General features: G+C 62.4%; 11 protein-coding genes. 6 read left to right on the forward strand and 5 right to left on the reverse strand.

The features are described from left to right. Positions 1–18: 18 nt before the first annotated feature. The 5 genes from KHO33_RS25555 to KHO33_RS25575 all read right to left on the reverse strand — a co-directional run bounded on the left by KHO33_RS25555 (position 19) and on the right by KHO33_RS25575 (position 6,552). A complete protein-coding gene (locus KHO33_RS25555; protein ID WP_054034646.1) occupies positions 19–504 on the reverse strand; it encodes a DUF2147 domain-containing protein in 486 nt (161 codons plus the stop codon). Between the two features lie 238 nt (positions 505–742). Next, positions 743–2,458 carry a ShlB/FhaC/HecB family hemolysin secretion/activation protein gene (locus KHO33_RS25560; protein ID WP_054034645.1) on the reverse strand — a complete coding sequence of 572 codons (1,716 nt, stop codon included), beginning with the start codon at positions 2,456–2,458 and terminating at the stop codon, positions 743–745. Positions 2,459–2,707: 249 nt separating this feature from the next. After that, on the reverse strand, positions 2,708–4,129 hold the full coding sequence (locus KHO33_RS25565; protein ID WP_200565685.1) for a collagen-like triple helix repeat-containing protein: 1,422 nt from the start codon (positions 4,127–4,129) through the stop codon (positions 2,708–2,710). Between the two features lie 167 nt (positions 4,130–4,296). Continuing rightward, positions 4,297–5,880, reverse strand: a complete 1,584-nt coding sequence (locus tag KHO33_RS25570; RefSeq protein ID WP_200565686.1) for a collagen-like triple helix repeat-containing protein — start codon at positions 5,878–5,880, stop codon at positions 4,297–4,299. Positions 5,881–6,339: 459 nt separating this feature from the next. Then, positions 6,340–6,552 (reverse strand): hypothetical protein, encoded by a 213-nt coding sequence (locus KHO33_RS25575; protein ID WP_128576103.1) that lies wholly within the window; start codon positions 6,550–6,552, stop codon positions 6,340–6,342. Here KHO33_RS25575 and KHO33_RS25580 point away from each other — a divergent pair. From KHO33_RS25580 to KHO33_RS25605, 6 genes are all read left to right on the forward strand, one after another. Further along, the gene (locus KHO33_RS25580; RefSeq protein ID WP_054034644.1) at positions 6,539–6,712 is read left to right on the forward strand and encodes a Flp family type IVb pilin; all 174 of its coding nucleotides are present in this window, start codon (positions 6,539–6,541) and stop codon (positions 6,710–6,712) included. The genes KHO33_RS25575 and KHO33_RS25580 overlap by 14 nt on opposite strands. Positions 6,713–6,861: 149 nt before the next feature. Beyond that, positions 6,862–7,362, forward strand: coding sequence for an A24 family peptidase (locus tag KHO33_RS25585; RefSeq protein WP_054034643.1), 501 nt, complete (start codon positions 6,862–6,864; stop codon positions 7,360–7,362). Next, a complete protein-coding gene (locus tag KHO33_RS25590) occupies positions 7,359–7,856 on the forward strand; it encodes a TadE/TadG family type IV pilus assembly protein (RefSeq protein ID WP_128576102.1) in 498 nt (165 codons plus the stop codon). Before KHO33_RS25585 ends, KHO33_RS25590 begins: the two co-directional genes overlap by 4 nt. 90 nt (positions 7,857–7,946) lie before the next feature. Then, entirely contained in the window at positions 7,947–8,876 is a 930-nt protein-coding gene (cpaB, locus tag KHO33_RS25595; protein ID WP_054034642.1) for a Flp pilus assembly protein CpaB, read from the forward strand. A 39-nt stretch (positions 8,877–8,915) separates the two neighbouring features. Next, complete coding sequence (locus KHO33_RS25600) at positions 8,916–10,367, forward strand: type II and III secretion system protein family protein (RefSeq protein WP_200565687.1); 1,452 nt, start codon at positions 8,916–8,918, stop codon at positions 10,365–10,367. Between the two features lie 135 nt (positions 10,368–10,502). Continuing rightward, the gene (locus KHO33_RS25605; RefSeq protein ID WP_200565688.1) at positions 10,503–11,744 is read left to right on the forward strand and encodes a fimbrial protein; all 1,242 of its coding nucleotides are present in this window, start codon (positions 10,503–10,505) and stop codon (positions 11,742–11,744) included.

Below are 11,744 nucleotides of genomic sequence, written 5' to 3' on the forward strand. Positions count from 1 at the left end.
ACGACGCGCTCCTTATCCTTATTGCTGGCGAACCCAGGTCTGCGAGCGGCCCAGCAGCGAAACGCCGATGTAGCCACGCACTACCAACTTGTTGCCACCGTCTTCCAGGTGCATCTTGCACTTGTAGACCTTGCCGTTTTCCGGGTCGAGAATCTGCCCGTGATCCCAGCCGTCGCCGTCCTTTTTCATATCGTTGATGATCGTCATGCCGAGGATCAACTGGTCCTTGCGCGCATCCGTGCATTCGGTGCAGCGGCGATCCGGTTGATCGTTCGCGCTGAGTCCCTTGACCACCTTGCCGCTCAGCGAGCCGCTGCTGTCCTGCGCAATTTGCACGAGTGCCTTGGGTTGGCCGGTGTGATCGTCGATGGTTTGCCACATGCCGACCGGGGAATCGGCCTGCGCCATCGCCGTGACGGCGCTAACGAGCAGCACGCCGGCGAGGGCGGCATGTTTGGCTGTGCGAAGCGCGATCGCGCGCGCGCGTTGAGTGAATTGCATCATTGTCTTCCTCCTTGATTAAAGACGGCGCGATCATGGTCGCGCGGCGTTATTGGCATCTCGGCCGGTCTTCAGTTGCCGGCTGTCGTGATGCCTGGTATTACCTCTCAGATTCAACTTCGGCCACATCGGTGTGCACGGTATGCGACCCGAGGGTCGCATACCGTCAGCGCAGAATACGTGAAAGTGCGCGTGTCGTTTGATAGTGGAACCTCTAATCAGGACTCGGCACTTTCGAACTTCAGTTCAGCTGATACGAGAACGTCGCGTTGATGCGCGGGCTGCGCGACGAGCTTTCCACTGGCGCATCGCCGATCGGTTTGGCCACCGACAAATCCAGGCTGTAATACTTCGCGTCCGAGATCCGGAAGCCGAATGCAATCGACGAAAGCTTCGACGGCGAGGGCGTGCCCGCATGCAGATACACGCGCGCCATGTCGAACGAGACATATGGTGTGAAGGTGCGCAGATAGGTGAAACCCGGCGTGAACGGCCGGTTGACTTCGAACATCGCGCCCCAGCCCGAATCGCCCGATGCTTCACCCGGTTCATAGCCCTGCGCAAAACGTTGCGCGCCGAACGAGATCTGTTCCGACGTGGGCAGCGAGACGCCGCTGTACTGACCGGTCAACGAAACCGAGGTGCCGATCTTCAGTGGCCACTCGTTGGTTTGCGAAAAGCTTGCACCGGTCCGCACGAAGTTGATCGACGCCGGATTCGTGACCGTCGTGCCGGGAACGTTCGAGTCGCCGGATTTCGACGCACCCAGAATATCGAAAGCCTTCGCCACATTGATACTCGCGCGGCGCACCTGGCCGGTTTCCACGCTGGTGTAGTCGGCCTGCAGTTGCAGCACCCGCACCTGCGAGCGAAAGCCGATCTGCGCGCCGGTGTCATGGTTGTTGTAGCGATCTTCATCGTGCGACGCATAGACCGAGGCGGTGCCGATCACGCTCTGCTTGTTGTTCAACAGGATCGGATAGGCCAGTGAGCCGCCGACCTTATCGTTGATGACCGTGCGCTCGATATAAGAGGGCAGGCCGGGATTGTCGGTGGGATTGCCGCGATAGTGCGACGCGTCGATCTTCCCAGTCAGTCCATTGCTGCCGATCGGCACCGTGGCGTGCGCGGCGAGATAGGTGACATTGTCGCGGCCCTTCGGCAGCAGCGCAGACACGCTCAACTGTTCGCCGAGCGCGGTCAGGCCGTTCTCGGTGGCCGTCAGCAGACCTTGCACGCCGGGGTGGTTGAAGTCGATACCCGTGCTGAGGTCGAACGGTTTGCGGTCCACGTTCAACTCGAGCGTGGTGGCGCCATCGGTGTTTTGCGGTGGCGCCACGTTGGCCGCGACTTTTACCCCGGGCAACAGACCCAGCACGTTGATGTAGCGCTCAAAGGTAGCGCGCCGCAACGGCCGGTCGGCAACAATGTGATCGGCGATCGCGCGAATCTTGTCTTCGACTGCGCCTGGCTTGCCCGTCACCTTGACCGCTGACACGTAGCCTTCGACCACCGTCACGCGCACCACGCCGTCGTCGAACGTCTGCGCGGGAATGAACGCGAACGAGAGCGCGTAGCCGCGGTCCTGATACAGCTTCGTCACGCCGTTGGCGACCTGAATCAGATCGCCGATGGTGGTGTCTTTGCCGACGAGCGGCGTGAAGCGCTGCGCGACTTCGTCGAACGGAATGGACTTTACGCCCTCGACCTGAATCTTTGAAGGCGTCAGATGGCGGGCGAGCAGTTCCTGAAGCTGGGGAGCTTGCGGCGTGACCTGCATGGTTACGTTCGGGCCTTTGTCGGGCGCCTTGATCTGCGGCAGCGAATCGAGAGGATTGCCGCCGACGGTCGGGCCGGCTGGGCGTGACTGCGCATGTGCTGCTACTTGCATCCCGCTTGCCGCGATTGCCGCGAGCAGGAGGGTCCATTTACTACCACTACCGTACCCGAGTTTCATCGGATTTTCCTCGTATGCCGTTTTTGTCTTGCGGACGCGCCGCCTGGCCGGGCTGGTCGCGATCGCTTATGTGTGGCTCGACGCATACTGCCATGCTTGCATGTATTACGTCACGTGCTCCGTCGGGCTTGAGCATCGGCTGCACAAAGCGCGGAGCACGTGATGACGCGGACTGCTTATGCACGCGGCATAACGGAACGTCCAGCGGGACGTCTGATATGCGCGGCATCAACGAGCAACTTATGCGGACTACTTATGGCTCACCGGCACGAGGCCGCCGAGCAATGTCGTCAAGCCGCCCGTGGCGCTGCCCGAGCCGCTCGTCGAACCTGCCGCGGAGCTGAGCGTGCCGGTCAACTGGCCGACGAGGGCGGTCACCGGAGCGAGCGGGTTGCTGCCGCTGCTACCCGAGGCGCTGCTGGTGACGCCGGAGAGCGCGCCGGTCAGCGTCGACAGCGGATTCGATGCGCTACCCGAGCCGCCCAGCGCCGAGGTGAGCGAACCCAAAGGTGTGCCGCCCAGCACCGAAGTCAGCGAACTCAGCGGCGAGCCGCCCGAAGTCAGCGAGCTCAGGGGCGTGCCGTTCAACGCCGAGGTCAGGCCGGCCAGCGGCGTGCCGCCGAGCAGCGTCGACACCGAGCCGAGCGGGTTGTTGCCGAGCCCGAGACTCGCGAGCGAGTTTTGCAGGGGACCGAACGGGCTGCCGTTGGCAGGCGGCCCATTGACGACGGCCACGTTCGTGCTGCCGACGAGGCTCGTAAGCAAGCCGGGAATCGGATTCGCGCCATTCGGGCCATTCGGATTGACGAGGCCGCCGGCGTTCGTCACCGTGTTGCCGAGCGAGCCGACCAGGTTGCCGAGATCGGCGCCGAGCGGGTTCTTGGTTGCCGCGCCGACTTGCGAGCTGGTCGAGCTCAACGTGCCGCCGATTTGCGCGAGCAGGCCGCCTACCGGCGCGCCGAGGCCGGTCTGCGTGCCGACTGTCTGCGTCACGAGTCCGACGGTCTGCACGATTGGCGTGATGGCGGTGCTGATCGGCTGGGTGACCTGCTGCACCGGCACGGAGGCCAGCGAATTGCCGAGCGTCACGCCACCGGCGTTCAGAGCGCCGGCGGTGGTGGAGAGAACCGTTGCCAGCGGCGTGGTGAGCGGCGACAGCGGCGCGAGATTGCCGGTGCCAAGGCCGCCGACCGCGGTGCTCAGACCTTGCACGACGCCGCTTGTCGAACTGACCACCGAGCCGAGTCCGGCTACCGTGGTGCCGACCGGATTGGAGGTCGTGCCGATTTGCCCGACGCCGCCGCTCACTGCGTTAGCGAGTGAATTCAGCGTGCTGCTCGTGCTCGACACCGCGTTGCCGAGACCTTGCGTGACCTGCGGGCTGAGGCCTGGGATGGTCTGCGAGGCGATCGTGTCACCGAGGTCTTTGGTAGTCTGCGCGGCGGCAGTGGCGAGGCCGGTGGTGCCCGACGACGTGCTGGTGGTCGGGCCACCGCTGGTCGAACCCCCGCCGTTAGAGCTACCGCCGGCGGCTGCGCTCGGTGGCGCAGTGACGCCATTGCCGCCACACGCGGCGAGCAAGCCTGCGACCGCAACGGCGATCAACGGTGCGCGTAACGACGACACTGTCGCGCACGCCGCATGGAGAGTAAAAAAACGTTGGCTGGACATATGTGCTCCTCAGTGTCTTCTAGGTGTCGTGTGCGTGGTTTGCGTGCGCCTGTGCAACGGGTGTCTGAGCGGCGCGGCTCAATTCATTCAGGTTCCGGCAGAGCCGGGGCACGGCTGGCGGGCCGCACTCCGGGTGCCGGTTACTGCGCTTATTTCAATAGCATTACTTACTTCTTCGTCAGACCACCAAGCAGGCCGCCGACGAGCGAAGTCACCGGAGCGAGCGGGTTGCTGCCCGATCCTTTGCCGCTGGTGCTCGACAGCGAGAGGCCGGGGCTCGATGTGGTGGTGGTCGTCGCGGCCGGCGTGGCAGCCGCCGTTGTCGTGACACCGCCGAGCGCGCCGGTGACGCTCGCCAGCAAGCCGGTAACCGGGGAGAGCGGGCTGCTGGTGCCGCCGGTCGCGCTGCTCAGACCGTTCGTCACGCTCGAGAGCAGACCCGTGACAGGCGCCAACGGGCTGCTGCCACTCGATGCACCGCCCAGACCCCCGGTCACGCTGCTGAGCGCGCTGGTGAGCGGAGCGAGCGGGCCGCTGCTGGTGCCGCCGGTCAGGCCGCTGAGCGCGCTGGTGAGCGGAGCGAGCGGGCCGCTGCTGGCGCCGCCGGTCAAGCCGCCGAGCGCGCTGGTGAGCGGAGCGAGCGGGCCGCTGCTGGTGCCGCCGGTCAGGCCGCCGAGCGCGCTGGTGAGCGGAGCGAGCGGGCCGCTGCTGGTGCCGCCGGTCAAGCCGCCGAGCGCGCTGGTGAGCGGAGCGAGCGGATTGCCACCCGTGCTGCCGGTGAGCAGGCCGCCTACTGAGGCGACCGTGGTGCCCGTGTCCGTCACCGTATGACCGAGAGCAGCCGTGATCGGATTGCCGCCCGTTGCGCTGATCAGCGTGCCGGCCTTGCCGAGGCCGCCGCCGAGCGTGGCGAGCAGGCCGTTCAGCGGTGCGCCGAGGCCGGTCGTGTTGCCGACCGTCTGAGTGGTCGCCGCGACCATCGATGTAATCGGCGTGATCGCGGTGCTGAGTGTTTGCGTGATTTGCTGGACCGGGCCCGTCGAGAGCGCGGTGGTGAGCGTGCTACCGCCGTTGGTGACCGCATTGCCAAGCGTATTGACGACGCCGCCGAGCGGCGTGGTGATGGCTGCGAGCGGCGCGAGCGGGCCACTGCCGAGGCTCGTCACGAGGCTGCCAGCATCCGTTACTGCGCCGCCGACATGACCGACCACGCCACCGAGGCTCGAGACCGTAGTGCCGACCGCGTCACCGCCGGTGCCGAGCTGGCCGAGCCCTTGCGATACGCCGGTGCCGAGCGTGGAGACCGCCGAGCCGACTTGTTGCACGATGCCGCCGGCGGCCTGGGTGGTTTGCGCGCTGACGCCGGGCAAGCTTTGCGAACCGATCACGCTACCGATGCTCGAGACCGTCTGGCCGAGATCGTTGACCACGCCGCCGCCGTTGCCGACGACCGTGCCGAGCGCATTCGCGACCGGCGTTGTGCCGGTTCCCGTTCCTGTTCCGGTGCCCGTGCCGGAACCGCTTCCCGAGCCGTTGCTGCTGGTGTTCGTGCCGGAACCGCCCGAGCCCATCGAGCCGCTGCCACTGCCGGTGGTGGTGGAAAGTGCGCCGCCGGAGGAGCCGCTACCGCTGCCGCCGGTGCCGGCACTCAGGGTTCCGGAGCCTCCGCAAGCGCCAAGAGAAAGCATTGCTGTCACGCTGGCCGCAATCAGGGTTGTTCGAAGTGTGGTGTTGGCCGTTTGAATGTTCATGTCGCCCTCGCATCGCATGTGTTATTGGGTGTTGCTGCGGGCCTTCCTCTGCATGAGCCGTGCCATTTCGACTGAATAATGCAGAAGATTTTTTTGCAATGGGGCTTAAAGCCTTATGTGATATGGCTTTGCGATGAATTGATGAAGTGTCTGCTAACTCAGATATAGCGCGAGAAAATGAATTCGCTAAACGTTTGCGAGGGCTGCGTAACGTAACGAGGCGCGCGCGCCGTTACGAAACACGGCGTAACGCAAGCGCAGCGGGAGGGTCCCGGACGCTTGAAACGTTCTGTTCAAACAAATAATTAGTGCAGCGAATCTAACTCATGGTTATTCCTATGTGCTGCAACGCACGAACAGCCGTTAACCTGAGTACGACGCCAAAACGCATACGGTGTCGCGCTAAGGGCAGCGGACAATTGCTTAAATATGATTGTTCGGCTATAAAACCCGAAAGCATCACGGATTGACGAGGGAGGTGCGTAATCGAACAGACAGCTCATAGACATCTGTTTTATTGAAGCCGGCTGCAAGGCGGTGCTTCTGCAGCGCAACACGCAGGACCAGGAATGAGAGACCAATGGTCCGCCGCGCTGAAGACTCCGTCATCCGAAGCAGCACGTAAAGAAACGAAATAAATGAAAGTCCGAGGGTAAAAATGAAAAAGTTCACACAACGCTTCCTGAGAGATAACCGTGCGGTCACCGCACTGGAATACGGGCTGATCGCAGGCCTTATCGTCGTCGTAATTGGGGGGACGGTACAGGGTCTGGGTACGCAATTGAAGGCGGCATTCGTCGCCATCGCCGCGTTGCTGCCAGCAGCGGCCTAATAGACTGCTACGGCCTCTGTCATCGCTTGTCGAAGAACGCCGGCGTGCGCGTCGGCTGACTTGGTAATCATTCAGGGGCCTTCCCGATAGGAGGCATACGGACTGTCGTCGTGGTCCGTATGTGTTTTGTTTCGCCTGTCGAGGCTGACATGAACTCGTCCGTCACTCTTTCTTTGTTCGTGGCGTGGGCAGCGTGGGTCGCTGTATGCGATTGCCGTAGTCGGCGCATTTCGAATTCAATAATCGTTACCGGTTTGGTGACGGCATTGGCTTGCGCATTACTGCGCCAGAATCCATTTGGCATTTCCGTCACGCAGGCTGCACTTGGCGCCGTGGTGGGGCTGGTCGCGTTGCTGCCGTTCTTTGCTATCGGTGTGATGGGTGCTGCCGACGTCAAAGTGTTCGCGGTACTCGGTGCATGGTGCGGTGTGCACGCGCTGTTCGGTTTGTGGGCGGTCGCGAGTCTCGCGGCCGGTGCTCACGCAGTCTGGTTGCTGATTGCGACTCGTACGCGTTTCGCATCGTTGCTGCAGCGTCGAGCGCCGACATTCGAGTTGGCGGGCAGGCGCGCCACGCCATTTGTTGCATGCCTGACCGTGCCGACGATCGTATTGTTGGCGACCCAAGTTGTTGCCGGGGGCGCGCGATGACCACGTATCCGGCGCGACGCGACCCTTGCAAGTGGGCGCGATCTCTCAGTTGCCGAAGAGATGCGCAACGCGGCGCGACCGCTATCGAATTCGCGCTGGTATTCCCGATCTTTTTTTCGATTTTTTACGTGATCGTGACGTTCAGCATGATCTTCGTTGCGCAACAGAGCCTGACGCTCGCGAGCGCGGAGGGCGCGCGCGCAGCGTTGAACTATCAGTCGGCGAGCAGTGTGTCTGGTGCGGTTAGCTTACGTGCCACCGCCGCTTGCAATACTGCGACAAACATGGTCGCACCGATGATTCAGCGCGCCGCCTGCCAAACCGCTCAAGCGACGTGTAACTACGATTCCACCATGACCTGTATCGCCGTAACGTTGACCTACAACTACGCGGCGAGTCCGCTCATACCGACCCTGCCGGGTCTCGGTCTTTTGCTCCCACAGAACCTGAGCAGTACTGCAACGGTGCAACTCAATCCGGTGAACATACTTTGACTTACGCGCCCGCTCCTCGTCGCACTGTGTGGCTTCGCTCTTCCGAGTGTATGAGCCACTGGGCGCAATCGACTCATTCAGCGGTGCAGCATGCCTAAGCTAACCAAAATCGCTGCGGGTGCGCTGATTGCATTGGCACTGTTGCTTGGCATTTTCGCGGTAACGCTTTCGCGCAGGCCGGCCACTATGCCGGCAGCGTCGGTCGTACAAGCCAGTTTTCCTGTGGTTGTCGCAACACGCCTTCTGCCAGCCGGCCAGCCGATCACGACCGATGGATTGCGCGTTCAGTCGTTGCCGATCAATCCGAACGGTGCCTTTGCCGATCCTGCGCAACTCGTAGGCCGTATTCCGAACGCAGATGTCGGTGCGCAGACGCCGGTACTGGAAGCTCAACTATCGTCCGGGATTGCCGAGCGCATCGCACCGGGGGAGCGTGCGATTGCTGTGCGCGTCGACGAATCCAATGCGGTCGGCAACAGGCTGCGGCCTGGCAATTTCGTCGATGTTTTCTTCACGCTCAAGCGTGATGGAAACATGGGCGGTAACGTCGAGATCGATCGGTCGCAGGCGCGCCTCCTGATCTCGAAGTTGCGGGTGTTGGCTTTCGGTAATGCCTCGGCTGGCAACGACAATTCGGGTGATCCGAACGGAATGGTGCGCACTGCCGTGCTTGCAGTTCCCGTCGCCGATGTCGACCGGCTGACTCTCGCTGAGACCTCCGGTCGTCTTGTATTCGCGTTGCGCAATCCGAACGACACCGAAGTGGTCGATGCAAGCGCGTTCGCGGCGCTACCGGCGGTGCTGAAGACGTCGACGCAAGCTGGCGTGGAGCCTCTCAAAGATTCGACTCGTGCTGCGGCCGGCGTTTCGCTTGATGCGTTATCGGGTACAGCAGGAAACACGACCGGCCGAACACTAGCAGTGCCGCGGATTGCCGCCCCCGTGACGAGGGTTGCAGGGAATACGAGCGGTGCGATTGAAGTTATACGGGGTGGGCGAGCCGAAATGGTCGCTCGATAGCAGTTTCAGGGAGCAGGCGGCCAACGCGCCCAAAAGAAAATGAAAGAACGCTTTTTTGCATACGGGACTATGGCGATGTTGTGCGCAGCATCCCTCGCCGTGTCGTCGGCGAGCGATGCTGCCGTCGACGCACAGAATCTGGACATCATTGTCGGCTCACAGCAAACGCTCGTGAGCGGCCACACCTTACGACGTGTCGCGATTGGCGACCCGACCGTGGCTGATGTGCTGATCATAAAAGGCGACAAAACGGGCGGTGTGCTGTTGATCGGAAAATCACCAGGCACCACCAGCATCATGCTGTGGGAGCGGGGTAAAGATGTGCCGGTTTCATATACGGTCAACGTGACTACCGCAGCCTCGCGAACGCTGCTTGGTCCTGACACGCCTGCCGTGAAAGTGCTTGGCGACACCGCGCTGATTTCCGGCGCGACGCCGAGCATGGAAAAGCACCAGCGAGCCGTCGTGGCCGCGGAAATCGAAGCGCGTCAGCGCGCGGCTCGCGGGGACAGTAGCAGTGGCACCGGAGGTGCTGCCGGTTTCGGTGCGAGTGGTAAGGGTGGCGGTGCGGGCGGGATTGGTGGCGACGCTGGCGCAAGTGTCGCGACGTACGACACGTCGACGGTCGCTACGCGCTCGGTGGTGCAGGTCGACGTGCGGGTGGTCGAGTTCAGCCGCTCGGTGCTTAAGGAGGTGGGCTTTAACTTCTTCAAGCAGAACAACGGATTTTCGTTTGGCTCGTTTGCGCCATCGGCGTTGACCTCTGTCTCCGCGACCGCGGGGCAGCAGCCGCAAACGACGGCCACGACGCCGATATCGTCGGCGTTCAACCTGATTTTCAACTCCGCCACACACGGGCTGTTCGCGAACCTGAGTCTGCTGGAGAACAACAATCTCGCACGGGTCCTCGCGGAACCGACGCTCGTTGCGTTGTCCGGGCAAAGCGCAAGTTTTCTCGCCGGTGGAGAGATCCCGGTGCCGATTCCCCAAGGGCTGGGTACTACGTCGATCGAATACAAACCCTATGGGGTAGGCCTGACGCTTACGCCGACTGTGCTCAGCCCACAGCGAATTGCGCTGAAAGTGGCGCCGGAAGCGAGTCAGCTGGATTTCTCCAATGCCGTGACGATTAGCGGTGTGTCGGTTCCCGCGATTACCACGCGGCGCGCCGACACGACAGTCGAACTAGGTGACGGCGAGAGCTTCGTGATTGGTGGCCTGATCGATCGCGAAACGATCTCGAACGTTTCAAAGGTGCCGTTGCTAGGGGACCTGCCGATCATCGGCGCGTTCTTCAAGCAATTGAACTACCAGCAGAACGACAAGGAACTGGTGATTATCGTGACGCCTCATCTGGTGTCGCCGCTTGCGAAGGGTGCAATGCTGCCGTCCACTCCGGGCGAGCAGGCTGAGCAGCGCAACGGCCCGGTATGGCGCGCGTTGGTGGGTGGATTCGCGTCTCCGGATGCTGTGCCGGGGTTCTCGAAGTGACCAGGTGCAGGCATTTGGCAAGCGGCGCGCAGCGGCACTGCGGCGAGGCGTTCTGTGCTTCGGTGCGGGTTGCGCGCTGCAGCGAGCAGTACAAGGCGGCGGCGCTTCAGCCGATGCCGCAATAGGATGTCCAACATGAACGCGAGAACGCATTCATTGACTGAAAGGGCTGTCACCGATTCCTTTGTGTTCGCGTCACTGGCAGACGAGCACGTGCGTTGGCTTGCCGAAACGTTGATCGCAGCGGGGCGGGTCGAGGCCGTGACCCTTGATCCGGCAACGCTCACGCAACGCATTGCGGTGCTCAATCCATCGCTGGTATTCGTCGACTTTTCGGGTGGTCGAGCGGCAGCTGCGAGTGCTGCGGCAAGCACGGTGCGCGCAGCTTATCCGGGACTGCAAATCGTCGCGATAGGTTCGCTCGCCGAGCCGGAGAGCGCGATCGCCGCGCTGCGTGCCGGAGTGCGAGACTTTATTGATCTGTCTGCGCCCGCCGCCGATGCGCTACGCATCACGCATCAGGTCATCGACAATCTCGTCGAGCCTGTCAGCCGGCACGGCCATGTGACGGCGCTGGTGGGCGCACGCATCGGTATGGGCGTCAGCACGCTCGCCACGAATCTGGCAGTCATGTTGCAGCGTCGCGACGTCGAGCAAGGCCGGCAGGCGGCGTTGCTCGATCTTGGCTTGCCGGCCGGCGATGGTTCATTGTTGCTCAACACGCGCAGCGAGTTTCATTTTGTCGAAGCAGTGCGCAACTTACGCCGCTTCGATCAGACCTTCGTACACACAGCACTTTCACATCACGCAAGTGGTCTCGCGTTTACCTCACTGCCGCCGAACCTCGCTGAGATGCGCGAAGTGTCGTATTCATCGTCAATCAGTTTGCTGAATCGTTTGCGTGCTTTCTTCGACCAGCAGATCGTCGATCTCGGAGGCTTCTCCAGCAGCGAGTTCATCGCGCACGTAGTGCAGTCCGCAGACGAGACCTGGTTGGTATGCGACCAGGGCGTGGCGTCGATTGTCTCCGCGGTCGGCGTCCTCGACTCATTGCGCGAAGAAGGCATCGACTTGGGAAATGTGCGATTGATCGTCAACAAGTTCGATCCGGACCTTGGCCTGAGCGCCGTTCAGATTGGCCAGCGCCTGGAAATTCCGCTACTTGCCACTTTGCCTGAACGGCGTGTGGCACTCGGTCAAGTCGCTAACCAAGGGCACCTGTTGGTCGATACGGCCGCGCGCGACCCTTACGTTCGCGCGCTTGAGCCGCTCATCGAACGCCTCGGCGGCGCGGCTCGTGCGCCTGCGCATGTATCCGGCAAGTCCGCGCTTGGCGCCCTCAAGCGCCTTATTCCAACCTCCACCAAGCGGTCATAG

The sequence above is a fragment of the Paraburkholderia nemoris genome (genome assembly GCF_905221015.1).
GTDB lineage: Bacteria > Pseudomonadota > Gammaproteobacteria > Burkholderiales > Burkholderiaceae > Paraburkholderia > Paraburkholderia nemoris.